The sequence below is a fragment of the Ralstonia sp. 22111 genome (assembly GCF_052045895.1).
In the GTDB taxonomy this organism is placed as follows: Bacteria; Pseudomonadota; Gammaproteobacteria; order Burkholderiales; family Burkholderiaceae; genus Ralstonia; species Ralstonia wenshanensis.
Genome location: NZ_JBQEPR010000006.1, coordinates 80,252 through 103,137, shown reverse-complemented (window position 1 = coordinate 103,137; position 22,886 = coordinate 80,252). Strand labels below are relative to the sequence as shown.

The following is a 22,886-nucleotide window of genomic DNA, read 5'->3' as shown; positions in this document are numbered from 1 at the left end:
GGGTGGCCTCGCTGTCTCCTGTTTTGTCCGGCCAGCATAGAAACGCTATCGATAATCGTCCAATACAGGTTTTGTCCTGTACGATAAGAATCCCTTATCGACGATCACGCCCGCAATGGACTTGAAGCAACTGCGCTATTTCGTTGCCGTGGCGGAAGAACTGCACTTCGGGCGTGCGGCACAACGGCTGTTCATCTCCCAGCCGGCGCTGAGTTTCGACATCCGCAAATTCGAAGACCAGCTGGGCGTGCAATTGCTCGCGCGCACCAACAAGAGCGTGGCGCTTACCAACGCCGGTCAGGTGTTGTTGGACGAGGCCCGCAAGCTGTTGCAGCAAGCGGCAGAGGTCGAGCGCATCACGCAGCGCTCTGCGCACGGGCTGGCGGGCCGGCTGCGCGTCGCCTTCGTCAATTCGATGCTGTATCGCGGCCTGCCGCGCGCGGTGGAGCGCTTCGAGGCCGATCACCCCGCCGTGGAAATCATCCTGCGCGAAATGAACACCGGTGAGCAGGTCCAGGCCATCCAGCGTCAGCAGATCGACCTGGGCTGCGCATACTGGGGTACGTTTCCCGCCGACGTCGTTTCCACGCCGATCTTCTCGGAGCCCTTCGTCGCCTGCCTGCCCGCCGGCCACGCGCTGGCGCGCCGCAAGAGCCTGGGGCTGGATGCGCTCGCACAAGAGCCGTTCATCCTCTTCCCACGCACGGTGTCACCGCACTATCACGACCTGATCATCGCGCTGTGCGTGGATGCGGGGTTCAGCCCGGTGATCCGCCACGAGGCACGGCTTTGGCAAACCGTGGTGACGATGGTGGGGTTCGGCATGGGCGTGGCGTTGGTGCCCAAGACGCTGCAACACGCTGGCGATGCGCGCGTGAGCTTCGTGCCGCTGGCCGGTGGCAAAAAAGAATCGCCCGTGCTGTCATTACGACGCACGGGTGATGCAGAGCCGGTAGCAAGCCGCTTTCTCGAGTACCTAGAAGCCGCTGCGCACGAGAACGTGAAACCTTGATGGCTCAACTCACAGCATTTTGCTGAGGAAGATCCGGCTCGTACCGGGCGGATCGCAAGGGACCTCTCCAAACCGCACCCAGCCGTTGCGTTCGTAAAACTCCGGCGCCTGAAAGCTGATCGTATAAAGCACTGCCGAGCGACAGCCCCGTCGGCGCCCTTCTTCTTCGAACCTGTGCAACACCTCGGTGCCGATGCCCATGCCGCGCAACGTCTCGGGTAGATGGAACAGATCCAGAAACAACATCCCCAACGACGTCCGCCCGCTCGCGCCACCGACCACCTCGCCGCTCTGAGGATCGCGGACCAGGACCGCCAACGGTTGGCGATCGCCGTAGCCGACGTGCTGATCGTTGAAGTGGTTCAGCCCGTTGCCGATGATCTGGATCGATTCGTCATCCGCCGCGTCGGTGACGATGATTTCCGGAGCCTGCATGCAAACCTTATTGCCTCTATTGCGTTCGGGCCGGCAGGACGGCGGGTGTCGTCTGCGCCGGCCGCATGTGCGGCATCATGTTTGTATTCAGGTGGTACATCACCCACAGCGAACCGCTGAGCGTAATGACCACCAGCACGAGCGTGAACATCAGCGACAGCATGTTCCAGCCGCCTTCGGACTTGGCGTTCATGTGCAGGAAATAAATCATGTGCACCACGATCTGTACCGCGCCGATGAGCAGGATCGCCACCGCCGTGGTCGACGATCTGTCGAACACATTCGCCATCACCAGCCAGAACGGAATCGCCGTCAGGAAGACAGACAGCACGAAACCTGTCAGGTAGCCGCCCAGCGTGGCGTGCGGTCCGATCTCTTCTTCGTGATGATGCGCATCGTGGGCACCACCGTGTCCGTTCATCGTTTGATCTTGCGCGCTCATGGCAGCGTTCCCATCAGGTAGACGAAGGTAAAGACGCCGATCCAGACAACGTCCAGAAAGTGCCAGAACATCGATAGGCACATCAGCCGGCGCTTGTTGGCTGTGATCAGCCCGTGCCTCGACACTTGCAGCATCAGCACGATCAACCAGATCAGGCCAAACGTTACGTGCAGCCCGTGCGTGCCGACCAGCGAGAAGAACGAGGTCAGGAACGCGCTGCGCGTGGGCCCCGCGCCCTCGTGTATCAGGTGCGCGAATTCGTAAAGCTCCACCGCAAGAAACGCAGCGCCTAAGACCCACGTGATGGCCAGCCAGATCTGCATGGCCGAGACCTTGTTCTGCTGCATCTGCAGCATCGCAAAGCCATAGGTAATGGACGACAGCAACAGGAACGATGTGTTGAGCGCCACCAGCGGCAGCTCGAAGAGTTCCGCCCCGGTGGGCCCGCCTGCGTACTCGCGGCCGAGCACGCCGTAAGCGGCAAACAGGCACGCGAAGATCAGGCAATCGCTCATCAGGTACAGCCAGAACCCGAGCAGCGTGCCGTTTGGTACGTGAGGTTCTTCGGTGACGTGGAACTGATACCCGCCCGGCGGTACGTCATCCACCGTGGTGGTACCCGTGGGGCCGGTCACTTGCAGGGATGTGGTCGTTTCAGCCATGGCCTGCCATCAGTTGGGTGCGCGATGCTTCGGTCCGGACCACATCTTCGGCCGGAATGTAGTAATCGCGCTTGTAGTTGAAGGTGTGAACGATTGCCGAGACGATCGTGGCCGCGAACGACACGATGGCAAGCCACCAGATATGCCAGATCAGCGCAAAGCCACACACCGTCGAGAGCCCTGCGAGCACGATGCCGGCAGCGGTGCCCTTGGGCATGTGAATCGGCTTGAAGCCCTCCTGCGGACGCCGGTAGCCGTACTGCTTCATTTGCCACCAGGCATCGGCGTCATGGACGAGCGGCGTGAATGCGAAGTTGTACTGCGGCGGCGGCGACGACGTTGACCATTCCAGCGTGCGGCCGTTCCACGGGTCGCCTGTCGTATCGCGCAGTTCCTCGCGGCGCCGGAAGCTGACCACGAGCTGGATCAGGAAGCAGGCAATCCCGATGGCGATCAGCAGCGCACCAAACGCGGCGATCTGGAACCAGATTTGCAAGGAGGGATCATCGAAATGGTTCATGCGGCGTGTCACCCCAAGCATGCCCAGCCAGTACAGCGGCATGAACGCAAAGTAGAAGCCGACAAACCAGAACCAGAACGAAGCCTTGCCCCACGACGATACGAGGCGGTACCCAAACGCTTTGGGGAACCAGTAGGTGATGCCTGCCATGAGGCCGAACAGCACGCCCCCAATGATCACGTTGTGGAAGTGTGCGATCAGGAACAGGCTGTTGTGCAGCGAGAAGTCTGCCGGCGGCACCGCCAGCAGCACGCCGGTCATGCCGCCCACCACGAACGTGACCATGAACCCGATCGTCCATAGCATCGGCGGCTCGAAGCGGATCTTGCCGTGGTACATCGTGAACAGCCAGTTGAAGATCTTGGCGCCCGTCGGGATCGAGATGATCATCGTAGTGATCCCGAAGAACGAGTTGACGCTGGCGCCAGACCCCATGGTGAAGAAGTGATGGAGCCACACCAGGTAAGACAGCACGGTGATCACGACCGTTGCGTAGACCATTGACGCGTAGCCGAACAGGCGCTTGCGGCAGAACGTGGCGACCACTTCCGAGAAGATGCCGAACGCCGGCAGCACCAGGATGTAGACCTCGGGATGGCCCCAGATCCAGATCAGGTTCACATACATCATCGCGCTGCCGCCCTGCTCGACCGTAAAGAAATGGGTGCCGACGTAGCGGTCCAAAGCGAGCAGGGTCACGGCGGCCGTCAGCACCGGAAACGCTGCAACGATGAGCGCGTTGGTGCACAGTGCCGTCCACGTGAAGATCGGCATGCGCATCAGCGTCATGCCCGGCGCGCGCATCTTGACGATGGTCACCAGCAGATTGATGCCCGATAGCACGGTACCGACCCCCGCTATCTGCAACGCCCATATGTAGTAATCGACGCCCACATCCGGGCTTGCAAGGATGCCCGATAGCGGCGGATAGGCCAGCCAGCCGGTGCGCGCGAATTCGCCCACGAACAACGACATCATCACCAGGACGGCGCCGCCCGTGGTCATCCAGAAGCTGAAGTTGTTGAGGAATGGGAACGCCACGTCGCGCGCGCCAATCTGCAGCGGCATGACGAAGTTCATCAGCCCCGTCACCAGCGGCATGGCGACGAAGAAGATCATGATCACGCCGTGTGCGGTGAAGATCTGGTCGTAGTGATGCGGCGGCAAGTAGCCAAGGTTGTCGCCAAAGGCCACCGCCTGCTGGATGCGCATCATGACAGCATCGGCAAAGCCGCGCAGCAGCATCACGATGCCGAGCACGACATACATGATGCCGATCTTCTTGTGGTCGATGCTCGTGAACCACTCACGCCAGAGGTAACCCCAGAGCCGGAAGTACGTCAGCGCCCCGACCACCACAAGGCCGCCAAGCGCGACGACCGCGAAGGTAGCGAGCAGGATGGGCTCGTGATACGGAATGGCCTCCCACGTCAGGCGGCCAAAGATCATGTTGGCGAGTTCGGAACGCTCGGGCATGGATGTCACCTGTGCCTGTATTGACCAATTCTGGCCGATCAATGTTGGCGAAAAACGTCAAAGGGACTGAAAGAGCTGAAAAGCGGAAAGGACCGGAACGACGCAAGGCCCTCGGCTACCGCAACAGCCTTCGACCGTCGTTGATGGCGGCATCTGGCGCAAACATCGGCATGGCATCGGCCGTATTGCTGGCGGTACAGATTTCCGCCGTAGGGTCGAAGCGCCTGACGTTGCGGTTGCTCGCCATGGTGTCCGCCAGGCATGCCTGGCTATCCACACAGCGGTTCAGGATGCGGTCATACAGGTCTGGCGCCACGCTGGCGTAGCGCTGCACCGGTTCGCTCTCGCTGGGCGTGGCCAGCTTCAGATAGGTGTCCTTGGACAGCGCCGTGCCAGACGACTTGACCTGCTGGACCCACCGGTCAAACTCTTCGTTCGACAGACCATGGAATTTGAACCGCATGTGCGAGAAGCCCGCGCCGCTGTAGTTGGACGAGAACCCGTCATAAACGCCGGGCCGGTTGATCACCGCATGAAGCTTGGTTTCCATGCCCGGCATCGCATAGACCATGCCTGCCAGCGACGGCACGAAGAACGCGTTCATGACCGTGGTCGCCGTGATACGGAACGAAATCGGGCGGTCAACAGGAGCGGCCAACTCGTTGACAGTCGCAATGCCTTGCTCGGGATAGACGAACAGCCATTTCCAGTCCATCGCCACCACTTCCACGGTGAGTGGCTTGGTCTCGGCAGGCACCGGGCGATTCTGATCAAGCCGCGTCAGCGGCCGATACGGATCCAACTGATGGGTGCTGACCCAGGTGATGGCGCCCAGCGTGATGATGATGAGCAGCGGCGCAGCCCAGATGGCCAGCTCCAGCACGGTGGAATGGTCCCAATCGGGGTTGTAGGGCGCGTTTTCGGCGCTCTCCCGATATCGCCACGCAAACAGCAGCGTAAGAAAAATCACGGGCACGATGATCAGCAACATCAGGCACGTTGCAATGATGATCAAGTCCCGCTGTCGCACCGCCATGTCGCCAGCCGGCGACAACAGCACGGCGTTGCTACAACCAGCAAGGGTCACCAACAAGGCAATTGCTGCACCTCGCCAAAGCGACCTTCCCGTAATTCCAAGGGGTGTCACTACTGCATTGAAGCGTGGCATGGGTCTCGGAAGTGGCGTTTGGTTAACGTCGCGCTGGGATGGCCCAACGATCTTTCGACTTGTCGTTGCAGTTTAGGCGCTATTCTGGTCTTGTGATGACGGACTTTTTTTGATCGCCGTACGACACCCCCTCCCCCGAAATCTCGATGGAGACTCCACGATGGCAAGTCTGACCCACCAGCATCGCGCGTCGCCCACTGCACCTCCGGCACCAGGACACCATGAAGTTGCTCCGGCAGAGATCGCCATAGGCGTCGTGATCGGGCGAGCGTCGGAGTACTTCGACTTTTTCGTCTACGGCATCGCGTCGGTGCTGGTGTTCCCGACGGTCTATTTTCCGTTTGCGAGTGAACTCGCTGGGCTCTTGTTCAGCTTCACGGTCTTCTCGTTCGCCTTTATCGGCCGCCCCTTCGGCACGGCGCTGTTCATGCGCATCCAGCGCCGATGGGGGCGCAGCACCAAGCTGACAGCGTCGTTATTCCTGCTTGGCACGGCCACGGTGGGCATTGCGTTCTTGCCGTCGTATGCATCGATCGGCCACTCGGCAATCTATTTGCTGGCGCTGTTCCGCTTCATGCAGGGCATCGCGTTTGGCGGTTCGTGGGACGGTCTGCCATCGCTGCTGGCATTGAATGCGCCGGAAAACAAGCGCGGCTGGTACGCCATGGTCGGACAACTGGGCGCACCCACCGGCTTCATCATTGCTGGCGCGCTGTTCCTGTTCCTCTACACCAGCCTGACGTTTCAGGAATTTATCGATTGGGGCTGGCGTTATCCGTTCTATGTCGCGTTTGCCATCAACGTGGTGGCGCTGTTTGCGCGGCTGCGGCTGGTGGTCACGCACGAATACACGCAACTGCTTGAGGAAGAAGAGCTGGAGCCCATCAGCACCCTGCAGATGGTGAATGCGCAAGGTTTCAACATCTTCCTGGGCGCCTTCGCCGCGCTGGCAAGCTACGCGCTATTCCATCTGGTCACCGTGTTTCCCCTGTCATGGGTGTCGCTGCGCAAGACACAGACTGTGCCTGCCGTGCTGACCGTCCAGATCATCGGCGCTGCGATTGCGTTTGTGGGTACGCTGGTCTCCGGCCTGATCGCAGACCGTTTCGGCCGACGCACCACCTTGGCGGCCATGGCCGTGCTGATTGGCATCTTCAGCCTGGCCGCGCCGTGGCTGCTCGATGGCGGTGTTGCGGGCCAGGACGCGTTCATCCTGATCGGCTTCGGTCTGCTGGGGCTGTCTTACGGCCAGGCAGCCGGCGTGGTCACGTCCAACTTCGAAAGCCGATTCCGCTATACCGGGGCTGCGCTGACGACCGATTTTGGATGGCTGTTCGGTGCGGCATTCGCGCCGCTCGTGGCGTTAGGTTTGTCCTCGCTGTTCGGGCTCGGTGCGGTGAGCCTGTATCTGCTCTCAGGCGTGGTGGGGACGCTGGTAGCGCTGCGGATCAATAAGGCGCTCGGGACGCCGGACGCGTAGTGCAGTTGCCCATAGAGTCCGCCGGACCTCGATGTCTACGCTTCGGCGTAGAGCCGTGTGCCGGCGGGGAAACCATGGCTGAAGCGTGCTCACCCCGATTCAATTTCCTGCGATCGTGTCTCGCAGGGCTCCATCGCGCGATCCGATCAAGTCGTCCGCAGGCACGTCGCCTGCTATTCCGTTCCTGTGCGCAAGGGCGCATTTTCAAAGGAGCGGATCATGAACAAGGACCAAGTGAAAGGGACTGTCGAGAAGATGAAGGGCAAGGTCAACGAGGCCATGGGCAAAGCGACGAACAATCCCGCGCGTGAGCTGAAGGGCGACCTCCAGCAAGCCGGCGGCCAAGCCCGCAAGGATGCGGGAGACGTCAAGGAAGCAGCGAAGGACATCGCGAAGAAATCCCGCTAACGGGCGCACGTATGGGTGCAGCCGCCTGGCGAGGATGCCCATGACCCGGAAAAAGGGCGACCAACCGGTCGCCCTTTTTTCCATGCACAGCGGACCAGATATGTCGCCACTGCACGATGCGACCGCCCCCGTCGCGCTCAAAAAACAGTTTGTCCGATGGCCAGAAGATTGCCTTCGCTGTCTCGAAACCACGCGCCCTTTTCTGCCGCCCCGACCCTGGACGGGTAATTTCCTTCAATGCGTGCAATGCCGTTCACGGTCTTGAGGCCGGGGAAGTCGTATTCCGCAAAGGCAACGCCTCGCCGTTTCAGCTCACTAACGGTCGCCTCGATGTCATGGACGTCCCAACCCATTTGCGTATGGGCACCAGACGCCGTTCCGGCCGACTGAAATAACGTGAAATAGCCATTCCCGCACTTGTAACGTAAGCCACCGGGCCGCTCTTCAATCGGCTCCAGCCCCAGCTTTGACGAATAGAACTGCCGGGCTCGTGCGAGGTCCTGCGCCGGAATCCGAGTTGATACGTCGCTGTCTTTGAGCATGGAATATCTCCGAACAATGCCAAGTGGGCGCCGGGTTCAGGCGACCTGAGAGCCTTCAGCAAAGTGTGCTCCCAGACGGGTGCGGATCGCTAGAGAACCACGGCGTCTGCAAGCCTCCGCCGTCCTCGACGACTGAGCGCAGGCAAGCCGACCGGAAAGCCGGATGCGGGAGAACGGCTGGATTTTCAATAATTTGAAAATCTAAGCCATTGATCTTCAATGGGAATTTTGGTGCGAGGGAGGGGACTCGAACCCCTACACCATTGCTGGCGTCAGGACCTAAACCTGGTGCGTCTACCAATTTCGCCACCCTCGCCGGATGGATCGCGGCGCCCCTGAGTAGGAGCGCCGGAAAGGAAGCCCGCGATTATATCGCAGTCGCTCGGGGGTTTCCATCCCCCGCGCTGCATGGCTTGGTGGAGGGGTTCGAGTCCCCTCCCTCGCACCTGCCCCAGGAACGCAAACGTCAGACAGCCGGCGCCGCCGCCTCCGCATCGGGCCGCTTGACGCGGAACCACGCCGCATACAGTGCCGGCAGGAACAGCAGCGTCAACACCGTGGCGATGATCAGGCCACCCATGATGGCGGCGGCCATCGGGCCCCAGAACACGCTGCGCGACAGCGGAATCATTGCCAGGACCGCCGCGGCCGCGGTCAGGATGATGGGGCGGAAACGCCGCACGGCCGCTTCGACGATAGCCGTCCAGGTCGGCACGCCGGCCGCCACGTCCTGCTCGATCTGGTCGACCAGAATGACCGAGTTGCGGATGATCATGCCGATCAGCGCCGTGATGCCAAGCTGCGCAACGAAGCCCATCGGCGCGCGCAATAGCAGCAGCGTCGCCGCAGCCCCAATCAGGCCCAGCGGCCCCGTCAGGAACACCATCACAGAACGCGAGAAGCTATGCAGCTGGAGCATCAGCAACAAGAAAATGATGAAGATGCACAGCGGCATCTGCGCGGCAATCGATGCACCTGCGTTGGCACTCTCCTCTTCCGCGCCAGCAATCTTGATCTGATAGTCCGGCGGCAAGTCAGCGCGAATCTTGTCGAGCAGCGGGTTGATCTGCGCCGTCACGGTCGGGCCCTGCACACCGTCCACCACGTCGGACTGCACGGTGATGCCGTAGTCGCGGTTCTCGCGCCAGATCACGCCAGGTTCCCACGCAAAACCAACGCGCGCCACCTGGGTCAGCGGCACCGTGCGGCCACTGCTGGTCGGGACTTGCACGCGCTGCAGGGCGTCGAGCGTGTTGCGCTCGTCTTCCTGCGGACGCATCACGATGTCGAGCAGCTTGTCGCCGTCGCGGTACTGGGCAATGGGCGCGCCAGACATCACCGTCTGCGTGACCTGCGAGATGGAACCGGTCGACACGCCCAGGGCGCGCGCCTTGTCCTGGTCGATGTCCAGGCGCAGCACCTTGACGTTCTCGTTCCAGTTGTCGTTCACGCCCACGGTGTTCGGGTTGGCGCTCATGATGGCCTTGACCTGATCGGCAATCTTGCGCACCCCGCCAATGTCCGGGCCCATCACGCGGAACTGCACCGGATACGGCACGGGCGGTCCGTTCGGCAGCAGCTTCACACGGCCACGCAAATGCGGGAATTGCGACTTGAGCAGCCCGATGACGTGTTGCCGAACCCCCTCGCGCGCCTCCAGCGAGGTGGGCATCACGATGGCCTGCGCCACATTGGTCTGCGGAAGAATCTGGTCCAGCGGCAGATAGAAGCGCGGCGCGCCGGAGCCGATGAACAGCGTCACGCTATCGACGTTCTGCTCCTTGCGCATCAGTGCTTCAAAGCGTTTGGCTTCGGTTTCGGTCTGGTTGAAGCTCGAGCCTTCCGGCAACCACAGCTCCACCATCAGCTCAGGGCGACTGGAATCGGGGAAGAACTGTTTCTCGACATACTTGAAGCCGAACACGCCCAGCCCAAACGCCACCAGCGTGATGACGATCACCGTCTTGCGGTACTCCACGCACCAATTCACCCAGCCGCGAAAGCGGTTGTAGAACGGCGTGTCGAACAGCTCATGGTGCCCGCCGCCTTCCACATGCGATTTGGTCCGCAGCAGCAGGAAGCCCAGATACGGCACAAACACCACTGCCGCAAACCACGACAGCACCAGCGCCAGCGCCGTCACCGCAAAGATGCCGAACGTGTATTCACCCACCGTCGAGCGCGCGAGCCCCACCGGCAGGAAACCCGTGGCGGTGATCAGCGTGCCGGTCAGCATCGGCATGGCGGTCGAGGTGTACGCGAAGGTGGCCGCTTCCATCTTGGAGAAGCCCTCTTCCAGCTTGCGCACCATCATTTCGACCGCGATGATCGCGTCGTCCACCAGCAGACCCAGCGCGATGATCAGCGCACCGAGCGAAATCTTGTGCAGCCCGATGTCGAAGATATTCATGAACAGGAACGTCACCGCCAGCACCAGCGGGATCGTCAGGCCCACCACCAGGCCCGGCCACACGTCAATGCGCAACTTCGGCTTGGTGTGCAGACCCAGCGAAAGAAAACTCACGCCCAGCACGATCACCACCGCCTCGATCAGCACATGCACGAATTCGCCCACGGAGCTCTGCACCGATTTCGGCTGGTTCTGCACCTGCTCCATCTCAACGCCCACGGGCAGCTTCGCGCGGATCTTGTCGACCGTCGCGCGCAAGTCCTTGCCAAGCTGGATGATGTCGCCGCCCTTGGTCATCGAGATGCCCAGGCCGATCACCTCCTTGCCGTTGAAGCGCATCTTGGCGTGCGGCGGATCCACGTAGCCGTGCTTGACGGTGGCGATATCGCCCAGGCGGATGTTCGTCGTGCCGCCGGGGCCGCGCAGCGTCAGGTTTTCCAGATCGCGGATGTCCGAGAACTGGCCTGAGAGGCGAATCTGCACGTTATCGGTCGGGGTGACCAGCACACCGCTGGGGCCGATGTTGTTCTGCTGGCTGATCTGCGTGGCGATGCTGTTGATATCGAGCCCCATCTGCGCCAGCTTGGCCTGCTGGAACTCGATGTAGATCTTTTCGTCCTGGTCGCCCAGCAGCTCGACCTTGGCGACATTGGGTACGCGCAGCAATTGCTGGCGGATCGCATCGGCGTAGTCGTTGAGCTGGCGGTATGTAAAGCCATCGGCTGACAACGCATAGATCGAGCCATACACGTCGCCGAAATCGTCGTTGAAGTATGGTCCGCGCACACCCTGAGGCAGCGTGGGCGCGATATCGCCCACCTTCTTGCGCACGGTGTACCAGAGCTGCTGCGTTTCCTTGGCGGGCGACGTGTCGGCCAGTTGGAAGGTCACGAGCGTTTCGCCGGGCTTGGAGTAGCTGCGGATCTTCCAGGCGTACGGCACTTCCTGCAGCGCCTTCTCGATCTTGTCGGTCACCTGGCGCGACATCTGCTCGGCCGTGGCGCCGGGCCAGAAGGCCTGCACGACCATCGCGCGGAAGGTGAAGGGCGGATCTTCATCCTGCCCCAGCTTGGAATACGCAAAGATGCCGCCGAGCAACAGCGCCACCAGCAAGAAGCGCGTGAGCGGCTGATGTTCAAGCGCCCAGCGTGACAGGTTGAAACGGGAATGTTCCATACGCGCGAAGGTTGGCGTGTTGGGGCGGAAGCCGGGTGTGGCTTACCGGCGCGGCGTGATGGCGGACTGCGCCGACGGCTGATCGGCCGGCGCCATCGGCATCACTTTCTGGCCGGCCTTGAGCAGGTGCACGCCAGCGGTCACGATGGTTTGGCCGGGTTGCAGGCCGCTCGTCACCAGCAGCACGTTGTCGCGCGGCGCGCCTACCGTCACCGGCACGGGTTTTACCGTTTGCGATGCGGCGTCGTACAGCCACACCACGTTCTTGCCCTGGTCCTGCAGCAGCGCGCTGATCGGCACGCGTACGCCCATGCCGCCGCTGTCTGCGCCACCGCCGGGCCGCACAAACGTGGCCACTGCCGTCATGCCGAGCCTCAGTTCAGGCGGCGGATTCGGTACCGAAATCTTCACGGTGTACGTGCGCGTGAGCGGGTCGGCCGCCGGTGCAATCTCGCGTACCTTGGCCGGAATGCTGCGCGACTGATCCGCCCACAACTTGACGCTCACCTCGGGCGATTTGCGCAGCGTATCGACCTGGTCTTCGGGAATGCCGACCACGACTTCCTTCTCTGCCGTCTGCGCCACGCGCACGACCGGCTGTCCGGCCGAAACCACCTGCCCGACTTCGGCATCGACGCCCGTCACCACGCCATCGGCGCCGGCTTCCAGCGTGGCATATCCGGCTTGATTCACCTGGTTGCGATAACCGGCTCCGGCTTGCTCGTAGCGGGCTTGTGCGGCGTCATAGTTGGCTTGATGGCGTTGCTGCTCGGCCGCGCTGATGAAACCCTTGGCGAACAGTTCGGAATAGCGTTTGAGATCCGCCGCGGCCAGATCGCGGTCGGTCTTGGCGGCGGACAACTGAGCCTGGGACGATTGCTGAGCGAGGGCGAGATCGGTCGGGTCCAGCCGTGCGAGCACCTGGCCTTTCTTGACGGTGGCGCCCACGTCCACCAGGCGGGCGATGATTTTGCCCGGCACACGGAAGCCCAGGCGCGATTCAATGCGTGGGCGTACGTCGCCTGAGAACTCGGCCGTGCCGGCGCCCTGCTCGCTGGTGACGGTCATGGTGCGCACGGGGCGCACTTCGGGCACCTTGGGCGCCTCCTTGCTGCATCCGGCCAGCAGCGCCGCGCCGATCAACAAGGCGGCCGATGTCGTCATCGGCAATGAACGCCTGCGCGGCCGAGACCGCGTGTCGGAGAAACCGGTGAAGTCGGAATGCGGGTACGGCAAACGCAACGCTGGCATGACACGCTCTCAGTAAATAACTGACCGGTCAGTAATATACCCACGGCAATGCGCAGGGTCAACGACACGGCCGCGTCTGATTGACTTTTCTTGGTAGCTGTTCAAGCAAGGCTTTGCGGCATGCTGCGCTGCAACGCGCTGTAGAATGGCCGCCCCGCTTCAAACCTCACCACGACGGCCCTTTCCGTGACCCCCGACGATTACTGCGCCGACAAGGCCGCCCCGCCCGGCAGCGACGTGTACTACAGCGTATTGTTTCTGGCACCCGAACGCCGCCGCGCGACCATCGCCCTGGAAGCCGTGCGCCGTGCGCTGGAAGACGCCGTGCGCGATGCGAGCGATCCGGCGGTCGTGCAATCGAAGCTGCAGTGGTGGCGACAAGAACTGGCGCGGCTGTTTGACGGCCGCCCCGAGCACCCGGCGGCCAAGGCATTGCAGCCACATCTGGCTCCCTACGATATCGGCGCCGTGCATCTGGGCGAATTGCTGGCCGGCGTCGAGGCCGATGCCATGCAGAACCGCTATCTGGATTGGCCCAACCTGCGCCGCCACGGCGATCAAGTGGCTGGCGTGGCAGGTCGGCTGACGGCCCGCATTGCCGGACAGACGCATGCACGCACGCTGGAATTCGCACGGCTGATGGCGCTGGCCGAGCAGCTCGTGCATTTCGTCCGGAACCTGGGCGAAGACGTGCGCCACAACCGCGTCTACATCCCCGTCGACGAACTGCAGCGCTTCAACGTACCGGCTGCCGATCTGTTCAACCGCCGGTATGCCGAGGGCTTCAAGCCGTTGATGGCATTTCAGGCCGAGCGCGCCCGCGCAACGTACAAGGAAGCACTGGCCGCGCTGCCGGCAGAAGATCGCCGCGCCCAGCGCTCGGCGCTGATTCGCGGCGTGCTGGCCATGCGCCTGCTCGACGAGGTGGAAGCCGACGGCTTCCAGGTGCTTACGCAGCGCACGGACCTGACGCCGCTGCGCAAGCTGTGGCTGGCCTGGAAGACGCAGATCCGCGCCTGACGCGTCTTATTGCGAAGCCCAGGTCGTACCGAAAATGCTCGACTGATCGATCCCAGGAAAGTCAACAAACGCCTTCGAGCAATCAAGGTACTGGGTCGGATCGATCGACTGCGTTGGGCTGCCCATCAATGCCACGCGATTTGCCGTCGACGGGAACAGCGGCAGGTTCGTGTTGTTGAGCGTCAGGTTGGCGTCCGACGACGTCACCGCGATGCTGGCTGGCCTATCGGCAATCACGTTGGTCAACGACATCCCGAGCGGGAATGCCGGCTCCCCGTATCCACCGGTGTTCGCTTCAAAGCCCTGCAGCTTCACCCCGGCGCTGCCCTGGATGACCACGTTGTTCAGCGAAATATCGTGGAAATTCGGATACAGCGGCCCACCCGACGGCACGGCCTTCGTGCTGTAGTACGGCGTGAACAGCAGCGCGTTCGTCGCATCGCGAATGCAGATGTTGGCGTATTGAATGTTGCTGACTTCGCCGCCGCGCGCGTAATCCGATTTGATGCGCAGGCCCTCTTCCGAATTCCAGAACGCGTTGTCGTAGACCTGCACGTTCGTCACGCCCGCATTCGTTTCGCTGCCGATCGAGATGCCGTGACCCCAGTAGATATGGTTGTGCGCGATCACGATGCCGTATTTGCGGTCGGATCGCACGCCACGGTTGCCATCCACCCCGAACAGGCCCGAGCCGGCCGGCGACGGGTTGGCGCTCCCCTTGAGCGCGATGTCGTCGTCGCCTGTGCTGACGTAGTTGTAGGCAAACACGAAGTTCTTCAGATAGCCATCAAACGAAATGGGCCCGGCCGATGTGGTCGTGCTGCCGGTCGACAACTTGCCCGAGATCGCCTTCGAGGCAGAACCCGGATCAAACGCGTCCGTGTTCTTCACGTTGTCGCGCGTGAACGTCGCACCGGTGTACAGCGGATTGCCGTTGCCTGCCGGGTTCGCAAACGCGGCAAGGTTGGGCGTCTGCACCTTCACACCCCAGACGGTGAGGCCATCGACGCCGCTGGGCACGACATGAAAGTTCGGGCTATTGCTCAGCGTGACGCGATACAGCGTGAGGTTCTTCGCATAGTTGAACACCATCAGCCGGAAGTTCGACTGCGAACCGACGCCCGTCGTGCCGTTGTCGACCATGTTGCCGAGATAGGCCAGATCCCACCACGTCATGTTGCGCGCCGGCGATTTCGAATCGACCACCGTGCCGCCGTTGTCGCAAGGCGTACCGTCAGCCGCTACAGTGCCGGTTTTGTACGCGGCGTAGGTGTTCGAACAGGTCAGGTCGACCTTCATCAGCGGGTACTTGGCATTTGACGTGACGATTTCTGCGTAGCCACGGCCATCGATCCGCCCATCGCCAACCACGGCGGAGTTGACGATGTTCGTACCGGTGATCAGCGCCGTGCAGTTGCTGGAACTGCCAGCCTTTGTCGCGCTGACGGCCGTGTTGCCGCAGTACGGCCCTGCCGCGTTGGGCGAATAGGCCATGACATCGCGCGATGCATACAGCGTGACGCCCTTGTCGATCCAAAGCGTCACGCCAGAGGGCAATGTCAGCGGGCCGCTAATGAACGCGTTGCCCGGGCCGCTCGGGTTCACAACAAGACGCACGGCAAACTTGGACGCACGGTACTGCGATTTCGCAAGCTCTTCGCCAGTCGCACCGGCGATGTTGACATTGGGGACTGCAGCCGCAGTCTGAGCAGCCGTGGCAGTCGCGTCCGCCGCGGCGATGGTTGCACCGACTTCCGCGTCAACCGACGCACCGCACGCATCGAGCGCGGCCTGGATGCGCGCCTGGTCTGGGTTCGCCTTGGCTGTCGTCACTGCAACACCCACACCAACTGTCGACGGATCAGCTTCCGGCGGCAGCGCACCGTCCGGTCGGCTCACCAGTGAATTGCTCGCCTGCAGCGTCGCACAGACCTGTGCGTCGGTCGGCAGCGTTGGCTCGGGTGGCAGGTTTGCGTCAGTGGTGGCTGTGCCGACCTGAAAGACGGCGGCTGCCGGGCTGCCGGTGCCAGTGCCAGTGCCCGATGTGTTCGACGATGTCGCATCGCCGCCGCCGCATGCCGCCAGCCCGATTGCCGCTGCAATCAGCATCGCAATCAAGCCAGCCGATTGTCGGTGCCGCTTTTTCATTGTCTGCAATGCACTCACGAAGGTCTCCTCATTGTTGTGGTCCGCCAATCGGGTCGGCACACGCCTTTTTGATATATCAGAATCTATTTATTGATATATCAATGGTCAAGGCAGGGTTTTCCCGTGCATCGCCATGGCAAGCGCGAAACCTGTCAGAGAAGATCGATGGAGTTGGGCGGGCTTAACGCCTGCAGAGGCAATCTGCCCGCCCGATAGGCGTAACTCAGGCTTTGATGAGATCCAGCGGCGCAAACCGGCCCGCCAGCACGGATTGGGAATCCATCCCCCACCAGCGCTCCAGCACCGTGGCGTAAAGCGAGCGGAAATCGACCGACGGGTCGAGATTGCCGCCGCCGTCCAAGCGTTCCAGCACCGGCCCCTGCCCGGCCAGTCCGCCCTTTACGCGGCCACCAGCCACGAAATGCGCGGCAGCCGTGCCGTGATCCGTACCGTTGTTCAGGTTCTCGCGCGGGCGGCGGCCGAACTCCGAATACGTGACGATCAGCGTGTCGTTCCAGCGGCCCAGCTCCGTCAACGCGCTCTTGAGCGAAGCCATGCCCTCACCCAACTGGCGCAGCAAGTTCGCCTGCGTGCCCGGCTGGTTGGTATGCGTATCGAAGCTGCCGAGCGACAGGCACACCACGGCTACGTCCGCACCGCCATGGCCTGGCGCAGCCACCACCTGCATCGCCGCCTTGATCGAATTGCCGAACCCGCCGTCAGGAAAGTGCGTCTGGAACGCAAACTTGCCAGACTTCGGGCGCAGGCCGTCGGCGGCTTTGACAATGTCCGCCTCGACCTTCAGCACATGTGCGAGCGTGGCGTTGCCCATCGCATGGGAAGGCATCGCGAGCTTGGCTTCGTTGAGGAACGCATCGGGATTGGCCAGCGCGACCGCGCGTGCGCCGCCGTCGAGTGGGCCGAGATCGGCACTGCCGATGATCACGCCGTCGGCGCCGAACGATGACGGCACGGGCTTTGCGGCAAACGCACGCGTCAGCCAGCCTTCGCGCAGGTATTGGTCTGAGCGCGAGGCCGTGTCCCAGATCTCGATCGAGCGGAAGTGCGAAAGATTCGGCTGCGGATACGACAGCCCCTGCACCACCGACAATTCACCCGCCTGCCACAGCGGCATCATCGCCTGCAAAGACGGATGCAAGCCGTAGCGGTCGTCCAGTTGCAGCACCTGCTCCCGCTTGATGGCGATGCGCGGGCGCAGCGCGTAGTACTGCGCGCTCGTATACGGCACCACGGTGTTCAGCCCGTCGTTGCCGCCTTTGAGTTCAATGAGGATGAGCAGGTTGCCGTAGCCCTTGCGCTTGTCCTGCCCTTGCGCAAAGACAACCCCCGGCACTGCGCCACCCACGCCGAGCATGGCACCGGCCTTCAGAAAATCGCGACGTTCCATGATGTGTGCTCCCGCAGCGGTGGCGTTACTTCAACTGATAAGCCGGGTCCATCATCAGCGTGCGCAGGTATGCCGTACCGGCCAGCTTGACGGGAATGGGCGCGGTCGGCTCGATCGGCAACACCGCGCGCTGGATCGAGATGCGCGGCGCCAGTTGCGGCGGGTCGTCTCCGTCCGCGCCGAACTGCGCCAGCCACTTGTCCGAGTTGAACGACACCATCGTCTGCGACTGCGCCAGCTTGAAGCGGCCTTCCCGCCCCATGCCCTTGAGCGCCAGGCCCAGGCCCTGCACGGAGCCTCCCTGTTTCAGGTCTTCCCGCATGGCGGCCATCATCATGCCGGGCTTCTGCTGTTGCGCCTGTTGCTTGGCCGGCGGGGCCTTCATCTCGGTGGAGCGGAATAGTTGATCGAGAAACTGCTTGCGCCCCAGCAGGGTGTTCGAGTTGATCCAGGCATCGCCGCCGGGCCAGCCCTTGACGTTGGGCGGTGCCAGCAGGTTCTGCCCGAGCTGCGCGGACTTGATCGCAAACGGCGTGGGGTCGGTGTACTGCACGTTGAACTGCTTGAGCGTGCCGACAATCATCTCTACCGGCGACTTCACCAGCGTCGCGCGCGATTGCGGAGCCCAGAACGCCGGCGTCAAGAACAGCCCGCGCAGCGCCACCTTGATGTCGTAGCCGCTTGCCCGAAACGCATCGGCCACCCGCTGGGCCTGTGCCACATCCACGTCCGGCGAAACGAACTCGTGCCAGAGCTTGGTGACGATAAAGTTCGCCGTCTCTGGGCGAGACAGCAGGATGTCGAGCATCTGGTCGCCGTCGTAATCGCCGCTCTGGCCGAACACCGTCTTCACGCCCGTGTCGTGAATCTGCGGCCGCCAGATGTAGGCGAAATCGTGCTCGCGATCGATGCTCCAGCCGGTATAGGTGCGCGCCGCTTCCTTGATGTCCTGCTCGGTGTAATGGCCCTCGCCGAGCGTGAACAGCTCCATCACCTCACGTGCGAAATTCTCGTTCGGCTTGCCCTTGCGGCTCTCGGCGCCGTCCAGGTAAATCAGCATCGCCGGGTCTTTGCCGATGGCGTGCAGCATCGTGCCGAAATTGCCGACTGCGTTCTGGCGCAGCAGCACGTTCTGCCGGTACATCAACTGTGCGAACTGCACCTTCTGCGAACTGGAAACGAAATGGTTGTGCCAGAACAGCGTCATGCGCTCTGTCAGCGGCGACGGCGTCTTGATCATCTCGCCCATCCACCATGCGCGCAGTTCCAGCTCGTGCGCACCGTTCTTCTGGCGTGCCGCCTTGCGGGCGTCTTCGTCCGGGAGCTTGTTGTACGGGATGATCGGATCGCTCACCCAAGCGGGCGGCGCCTGCGTGGCAACAGTGCCCGTTTGAGCAAGGACGCGGTCGACAGCTTCGCGGTGCGTGAGCCCGGCGTAGGCGTCGAGCTCACTCTCGGAAGGCGCAAAGCCGATGCGGGTGAGGAAATAGCGCGCATCGTCGCGGTCCAGGCGCTGCTCGTCGGCGGCGGACGCCTTGGCCTGCGCGGTATGGCGATGTGGCGTGTTCTGCGTTGCCGCATGCGCGGTCTGCAGTGAAAGCGCGCCGGCGGCTGCCAGCGCCAAGAAGATGGTGGTGCTACGGATTCGCATGTCGGTCCCCCGAGACGACCCTACTGCTTTGCCGGGGCAGCGACTCGCGCGCCTTTCCTCGGCCCCTACCTAGCCGCCACGGTGGTAGATATCCCGCGTGACGTCATAGATGTTCTGACGCAATTGCCTGCGCTCTTCCGGAGACAGCTTGCGTTGCGGAGCCCCACGATCGGCATTCTCTCCACGGCGGTTCTCCATCGCAGCGGCGCGGCGGCTACGTTCCTCGCCCCCACGGCCGCGCGCCGGACCCTGTCCACCCTTCTTATCAGGCGCGCCGGCGTGCATCGCATGCCCGCCGCCGAAAAAGCCGCCGAATCCGCCAAAGCCACCGCGTTCACCGCGCGCGTGCGCCTGCGAGCCGGCCGCACAGAGGGCAAGAACACAGGTCAACAGCGCCGCGCGCCGCCGAGACATCACCGAGCGATTCGAAAAAGGAAGTTGAGAAGCCACGTCTTTGTTGCTGGAAACCGATGCGCCATGCATCATTGCGCGACAATCGATAACAGGCAACCGCATTGCACGCCAGTCCCCTCCGCGGGGGTCGACAGACCCCAAACCGTTGCGAGGAACTGCCAGAGCAGTGTAGCTGCGCGTCCTACAGACTGTTCGCGTGACTCGGTAAATAATGTAACCGTCTGTTTCAATTGGGCTTTTACTGCCTTCTGTTGTCCATTGGGCCCATGTTTTTGTCGTTACCATTAGCGCCATGGAAAATTCCGGTCAAAAGATTCTCGTCGTCGACGACGACCCTCGCCTGCGCGATCTGCTGCGCCGTTACCTCGGGGAACAGGGCTTCACCGTGCTGGTGGCAGAAAACGCCACGGCCATGAACAAACTCTGGCTGCGCGAGCGCTTCGACCTGCTCGTGCTCGACCTGATGATGCCGGGTGAAGACGGCCTGTCGATCTGCCGTCGCCTGCGCGGCGCAAACGATCAGACGCCGATCATCATGCTCACCGCCAAGGGCGAAGACGTCGACCGCATTGTCGGCCTCGAAATGGGCGCGGACGATTACCTGCCCAAGCCCTTCAACCCCCGCGAGCTGATCGCGCGCATTCACGCCGTGTTGCGCCGCCGCGGGCCGGCCGAAATCCCCGGTGCTCCGTCAGAGACGCCCGAAACCTTCGCGTTTGGCGATTTCGTACTCAACCTGGCCACGCGCACACTCAAGAAAAACGACGAAGAGATCACCCTCACGACGGGCGAATTCTCCGTGCTCAAGGTGTTTGCGCGCCATCCGCGCCAACCCCTATCGCGCGAAAAGCTGATGGAAATGGCGCGCGGCCGTGAATACGAAGTGTTCGACCGCAGCCTGGACGTGCAGATTTCCCGCCTGCGCAAGCTGATCGAACCGGACGCCAGCAATCCCCGCTTCATCCAAACCGTGTGGGGCTTGGGCTACGTGTTCATTCCCGACGGCGCCAAGTAAGCATCCGAGCAACCCTTATTTTCCGCATCCGACTTGCGCATTCCGCGTCCGGCCGCGTTGCGGCGTCTGCTGATCAGTGTGTTTGGTTCGCTGTTCTGGCGAACCTTCATGCTGATCGCATTGCTGATCGCGATCTCTCTGGGCGTGTGGTTCCAGAGCTTCCGTATTTTCGAGCGTGAGCCGCGCGCGCAGCAGATCGCCATGCAGGTGGTCAGCGTGGTCAAGCTCACGCGGGCGGCGCTGCTGTATTCGGATCCGTCGCGACGCCGCTTCCTGCTGCTCGATCTCGTGCAGAACGAGGGCATCAAGGTCTACCCGCGCGAGAAGGAAGACGAATACCGCGAACCGCACACCAATCCGTACCTGACGCAGCTTGTCCAGCAGGAAATCCGCAACCGGCTCGGTGCCGACGCGGTAATCGCCACGGCCGTCAATGACATCCCGGGCGTGTGGGTGAGCTTCCAGATCGAGGGCGACGACTACTGGGTCGCCATCAGCCCCGACCGGTTTGAGCACGTGCCGGGGTTGCAATGGCTGTGGTGGTCGATGGCGGCGCTGGTGCTGTCGGTGCTGGGCGCGGCGTTCATTACGTCACGCGTGAACCAGCCGCTCAAACGCCTCGCTGATACGGCGCGCGCCATCAGTGCCGGAGACGATCCGAAGGCGCTGCCCGAGGGCGGCGGCACCGAAGTGGCGCAGGCGAATCACAGCTTCAACCAGATGGTGCGCGACCTCAAACAGCTTGAGGCTGATCGCGCTGTCATGCTAGCCGGCATCTCGCACGACCTGCGCACGCCGCTCACGCGCCTGCGCTTGGAAACGGAAATGAGCCCCGTCGACGAGCAAACGCGCGAACTGATGGTCGCCGACATCGAACAGATGGACGCAATCATTGGTCAGTTCCTCGACTACGCGCGCCCCAGCGGCGAAATGCTCGAAGACGTGGACCTGACCGAACTCGTGCGCGACACGGCGCCCGTCTACTCGGCACACGACGATATCGACCTCACGCTCAAGCTCGCGCCCGAGGCCATCGCCCGCTGCAACCGCATGGAAACGCAGCGCATTCTCGACAACCTGATCGAAAACGCACGGCGCTACGGCAAGACCCCAGGCACGAACCGCGCCGAGATTACCGTCAGCACGTTCCTGCAAGGCAACGAGGTTGTATTGTGCGTGGCCGATCGCGGTGCGGGTGTGCCGACGGATCAGCTTGCGTTGCTCACCAGACCGTTCTACCGCCTTGAATCGGCGCGCAGCGAAGCCAAGGGCGCCGGGCTGGGTATGTCGATCGTCAATCGCATCCTGCAGCGCAGCGGCGGCCGCCTTGTGCTCGAGAACCGCACTCCGCCCGAAACGGGACTGCTCGTCAGCGCCTGCTACGCACGCGCCTGATCAGGCACACCGTCTGGCCGGCGCGTCCGGGCACACCCCCTGCTTCCCACCACTTTCATGCGTCGCCGATAAGGTGCGGCGGCGGGCGGCGCTATGGCCGGCGTTGAGAATATCAATTGGCCGGTTTTCAATTCATCGCCAATACTCCAGCCGCCAGGCTGCACGCCTGCGCGTTCTTCGTATCCGTCCGGATGCCCCAGCCTGACCGGGCGGCCGGTGAGCGTGTGTCTGCCAGTCCCCTTTGGGTTACTTACCCATTGCCACACAACTCCAGGAGAAGCTCATGAAGACCATTGGTGACAAGCTCGAACCGTTCAAGGTCGTCGGCGTCAAGCCCGGGTTCAACAATCACGAGGAGAACGGCGCGTCGGCGTTCGAAGACATCACCGAGACCTCGTTCCCAGGCAAATGGAAAGTCATCTTCTTCTATCCGAAAGACTTCACCTTCGTCTGCCCGACCGAAATCGTCGCCTTCGCCAAACTGAACGATGACTTTGCCGACCGCGACACGATCGTGCTTGGCGGCTCGACCGACAACGAATTCGTCAAGCTTGCATGGCGCCGCGAGCACAAAGACCTGAACAAGCTGAATCAGTGGTCATTTGCAGACTCCACGGGTGCGCTGGTCGACCAGCTTGGCGTACGCGAGCACGAGGCCGGCGTTGCGTTGCGCGCGACCTTCATCGTCGACCCGGACAACGTGATCCAGCACGTGTCGGTCAACAACCTGAACGTGGGTCGCAACCCGGACGAAGTGCTGCGCATTCTCGACGGCCTGCAGACAGATGAGCTGTGCCCGTGCAACCGCGCGGTTGGCGGCTCGACGCTGTAACGGCCGCGCAGCGCTCAGCCG

General features: G+C 62.4%; 19 protein-coding genes and 1 tRNA gene. 7 read left to right on the top strand and 13 right to left on the bottom strand.

The window, feature by feature from the left end:
• The first annotated feature begins 115 nt into the window (after positions 1 to 115).
• Entirely contained in the window at positions 116 to 1,012 is an 897-nt protein-coding gene (locus ACTJK4_RS16460) for a LysR family transcriptional regulator (RefSeq protein WP_316871221.1), read from the top strand.
• A gap of 9 nt (positions 1,013 to 1,021) precedes the next feature.
• Here the strand turns inward: ACTJK4_RS16460 and ACTJK4_RS16455 are convergent, their stop codons facing one another.
• From ACTJK4_RS16455 to cyoA, 5 genes are all read right to left on the bottom strand, one after another.
• Positions 1,022 to 1,447: a GNAT family N-acetyltransferase gene (locus ACTJK4_RS16455; RefSeq protein ID WP_440818413.1), complete on the bottom strand. Its 426-nt coding sequence runs from the start codon at positions 1,445 to 1,447 to the stop codon at positions 1,022 to 1,024.
• Positions 1,448 to 1,463: 16 nt separating this feature from the next.
• Positions 1,464 to 1,889: a cytochrome o ubiquinol oxidase subunit IV gene (gene cyoD, locus ACTJK4_RS16450; protein ID WP_232042893.1), complete on the bottom strand. Its 426-nt coding sequence runs from the start codon at positions 1,887 to 1,889 to the stop codon at positions 1,464 to 1,466.
• On the bottom strand, positions 1,886 to 2,551 hold the full coding sequence (cyoC, locus tag ACTJK4_RS16445) for a cytochrome o ubiquinol oxidase subunit III (protein ID WP_440818412.1): 666 nt from the start codon (positions 2,549 to 2,551) through the stop codon (positions 1,886 to 1,888). The genes cyoD and cyoC overlap by 4 nt, the downstream gene beginning before the upstream one ends.
• A complete protein-coding gene (gene cyoB / locus ACTJK4_RS16440) occupies positions 2,544 to 4,547 on the bottom strand; it encodes a cytochrome o ubiquinol oxidase subunit I (protein ID WP_440818411.1) in 2,004 nt (667 codons plus the stop codon). The genes cyoC and cyoB overlap by 8 nt, the downstream gene beginning before the upstream one ends.
• A 115-nt stretch (positions 4,548 to 4,662) precedes the next feature.
• Positions 4,663 to 5,715, bottom strand: coding sequence for a ubiquinol oxidase subunit II (gene cyoA, locus ACTJK4_RS16435; protein WP_322016754.1), 1,053 nt, complete (start codon positions 5,713 to 5,715; stop codon positions 4,663 to 4,665).
• Between the two features lie 160 nt (positions 5,716 to 5,875).
• Here cyoA and ACTJK4_RS16430 point away from each other — a divergent pair, with 160 nt between their 5' ends.
• Together ACTJK4_RS16430 and ACTJK4_RS16425 are read left to right on the top strand one after the other, a co-directional pair.
• Positions 5,876 to 7,195, top strand: a complete 1,320-nt coding sequence (locus ACTJK4_RS16430) for an MFS transporter (protein ID WP_232042897.1) — start codon at positions 5,876 to 5,878, stop codon at positions 7,193 to 7,195.
• 219 nt (positions 7,196 to 7,414) lie between these two features.
• Positions 7,415 to 7,603, top strand: a complete 189-nt coding sequence (locus ACTJK4_RS16425) for a CsbD family protein (RefSeq protein ID WP_232042898.1) — start codon at positions 7,415 to 7,417, stop codon at positions 7,601 to 7,603.
• 137 nt (positions 7,604 to 7,740) lie between these two features.
• Here the strand turns inward: ACTJK4_RS16425 and ACTJK4_RS16420 are convergent, their stop codons facing one another.
• The 4 genes from ACTJK4_RS16420 to ACTJK4_RS16405 all read right to left on the bottom strand — a co-directional run bounded on the left by ACTJK4_RS16420 (position 7,741) and on the right by ACTJK4_RS16405 (position 12,982).
• Entirely contained in the window at positions 7,741 to 8,145 is a 405-nt protein-coding gene (locus tag ACTJK4_RS16420; RefSeq protein ID WP_440818410.1) for a VOC family protein, read from the bottom strand.
• Between the two features lie 229 nt (positions 8,146 to 8,374).
• Positions 8,375 to 8,461: transfer RNA gene (locus tag ACTJK4_RS16415), tRNA-Leu, on the bottom strand.
• A 150-nt stretch (positions 8,462 to 8,611) separates the two neighbouring features.
• The gene (locus ACTJK4_RS16410) at positions 8,612 to 11,731 is read right to left on the bottom strand and encodes an efflux RND transporter permease subunit (protein ID WP_414560685.1); all 3,120 of its coding nucleotides are present in this window, start codon (positions 11,729 to 11,731) and stop codon (positions 8,612 to 8,614) included.
• Positions 11,732 to 11,773: 42 nt separating this feature from the next.
• Positions 11,774 to 12,982 (bottom strand): efflux RND transporter periplasmic adaptor subunit, encoded by a 1,209-nt coding sequence (locus tag ACTJK4_RS16405; RefSeq protein WP_440818409.1) that lies wholly within the window; start codon positions 12,980 to 12,982, stop codon positions 11,774 to 11,776.
• Positions 12,983 to 13,168: 186 nt separating this feature from the next.
• On the opposite strand from ACTJK4_RS16405, the gene hpnD reads away from it, so the two are divergent.
• On the top strand, positions 13,169 to 14,002 hold the full coding sequence (hpnD, locus tag ACTJK4_RS16400) for a presqualene diphosphate synthase HpnD (RefSeq protein ID WP_440818408.1): 834 nt from the start codon (positions 13,169 to 13,171) through the stop codon (positions 14,000 to 14,002).
• Positions 14,003 to 14,008: 6 nt separating this feature from the next.
• Here hpnD and ACTJK4_RS16395 read toward each other — a convergent pair whose 3' ends face one another.
• The 4 genes from ACTJK4_RS16395 to ACTJK4_RS16380 all read right to left on the bottom strand — a co-directional run bounded on the left by ACTJK4_RS16395 (position 14,009) and on the right by ACTJK4_RS16380 (position 19,725).
• Positions 14,009 to 16,150 (bottom strand): glycoside hydrolase family 28 protein, encoded by a 2,142-nt coding sequence (locus tag ACTJK4_RS16395; RefSeq protein WP_440818567.1) that lies wholly within the window; start codon positions 16,148 to 16,150, stop codon positions 14,009 to 14,011.
• Between the two features lie 223 nt (positions 16,151 to 16,373).
• The gene (locus ACTJK4_RS16390; RefSeq protein ID WP_414560687.1) at positions 16,374 to 17,558 is read right to left on the bottom strand and encodes a DUF1501 domain-containing protein; all 1,185 of its coding nucleotides are present in this window, start codon (positions 17,556 to 17,558) and stop codon (positions 16,374 to 16,376) included.
• Between the two features lie 25 nt (positions 17,559 to 17,583).
• Positions 17,584 to 19,209 (bottom strand): DUF1800 domain-containing protein, encoded by a 1,626-nt coding sequence (locus ACTJK4_RS16385; RefSeq protein WP_440818407.1) that lies wholly within the window; start codon positions 19,207 to 19,209, stop codon positions 17,584 to 17,586.
• A gap of 69 nt (positions 19,210 to 19,278) precedes the next feature.
• Positions 19,279 to 19,725: a hypothetical protein gene (locus ACTJK4_RS16380; RefSeq protein ID WP_232042905.1), complete on the bottom strand. Its 447-nt coding sequence runs from the start codon at positions 19,723 to 19,725 to the stop codon at positions 19,279 to 19,281.
• A 190-nt stretch (positions 19,726 to 19,915) separates the two neighbouring features.
• Here ACTJK4_RS16380 and ompR point away from each other — a divergent pair, with 190 nt between their 5' ends.
• The 3 genes from ompR to ACTJK4_RS16365 all read left to right on the top strand — a co-directional run bounded on the left by ompR (position 19,916) and on the right by ACTJK4_RS16365 (position 22,865).
• Positions 19,916 to 20,638, top strand: coding sequence for an osmolarity response regulator transcription factor OmpR (gene ompR, locus ACTJK4_RS16375; RefSeq protein ID WP_004627064.1), 723 nt, complete (start codon positions 19,916 to 19,918; stop codon positions 20,636 to 20,638).
• A 33-nt stretch (positions 20,639 to 20,671) separates the two neighbouring features.
• Positions 20,672 to 22,033 carry an ATP-binding protein gene (locus ACTJK4_RS16370; RefSeq protein ID WP_232042906.1) on the top strand — a complete coding sequence of 454 codons (1,362 nt, stop codon included), beginning with the start codon at positions 20,672 to 20,674 and terminating at the stop codon, positions 22,031 to 22,033.
• Positions 22,034 to 22,316: 283 nt separating this feature from the next.
• Positions 22,317 to 22,865 carry a peroxiredoxin gene (locus tag ACTJK4_RS16365; RefSeq protein ID WP_440476566.1) on the top strand — a complete coding sequence of 183 codons (549 nt, stop codon included), beginning with the start codon at positions 22,317 to 22,319 and terminating at the stop codon, positions 22,863 to 22,865.
• Positions 22,866 to 22,886: the final 21 nt, after the last annotated feature.

Bases quoted from the DNA above. Each gene is read 5' to 3' on its own strand.
- ACTJK4_RS16460 (WP_316871221.1), top strand. From the start codon at position 116: ATGGACTTGAAGCAACTGCGCTATTTCGTTGCCGTGGCGGAAGAACTG.
- ACTJK4_RS16455 (WP_440818413.1), bottom strand. From the start codon at position 1,447: ATGCAGGCTCCGGAAATCATCGTCACCGACGCGGCGGATGACGAATCG.
- cyoD (WP_232042893.1), bottom strand. From the start codon at position 1,889: ATGAGCGCGCAAGATCAAACGATGAACGGACACGGTGGTGCCCACGAT.
- cyoC (WP_440818412.1), bottom strand. From the start codon at position 2,551: ATGGCTGAAACGACCACATCCCTGCAAGTGACCGGCCCCACGGGTACC.
- cyoB (WP_440818411.1), bottom strand. From the start codon at position 4,547: ATGCCCGAGCGTTCCGAACTCGCCAACATGATCTTTGGCCGCCTGACG.
- cyoA (WP_322016754.1), bottom strand. From the start codon at position 5,715: ATGCCACGCTTCAATGCAGTAGTGACACCCCTTGGAATTACGGGAAGG.
- ACTJK4_RS16430 (WP_232042897.1), top strand. From the start codon at position 5,876: ATGGCAAGTCTGACCCACCAGCATCGCGCGTCGCCCACTGCACCTCCG.
- ACTJK4_RS16425 (WP_232042898.1), top strand. From the start codon at position 7,415: ATGAACAAGGACCAAGTGAAAGGGACTGTCGAGAAGATGAAGGGCAAG.
- ACTJK4_RS16420 (WP_440818410.1), bottom strand. From the start codon at position 8,145: ATGCTCAAAGACAGCGACGTATCAACTCGGATTCCGGCGCAGGACCTC.
- ACTJK4_RS16410 (WP_414560685.1), bottom strand. From the start codon at position 11,731: ATGGAACATTCCCGTTTCAACCTGTCACGCTGGGCGCTTGAACATCAG.
- ACTJK4_RS16405 (WP_440818409.1), bottom strand. From the start codon at position 12,982: ATGCCAGCGTTGCGTTTGCCGTACCCGCATTCCGACTTCACCGGTTTC.
- ACTJK4_RS16395 (WP_440818567.1), bottom strand. From the start codon at position 16,150: ATGAAAAAGCGGCACCGACAATCGGCTGGCTTGATTGCGATGCTGATT.
- ACTJK4_RS16390 (WP_414560687.1), bottom strand. From the start codon at position 17,558: ATGGAACGTCGCGATTTTCTGAAGGCCGGTGCCATGCTCGGCGTGGGT.
- ACTJK4_RS16385 (WP_440818407.1), bottom strand. From the start codon at position 19,209: ATGCGAATCCGTAGCACCACCATCTTCTTGGCGCTGGCAGCCGCCGGC.
- ACTJK4_RS16380 (WP_232042905.1), bottom strand. From the start codon at position 19,725: ATGCGGTTGCCTGTTATCGATTGTCGCGCAATGATGCATGGCGCATCG.
- ompR (WP_004627064.1), top strand. From the start codon at position 19,916: ATGGAAAATTCCGGTCAAAAGATTCTCGTCGTCGACGACGACCCTCGC.
- ACTJK4_RS16365 (WP_440476566.1), top strand. From the start codon at position 22,317: ATGAAGACCATTGGTGACAAGCTCGAACCGTTCAAGGTCGTCGGCGTC.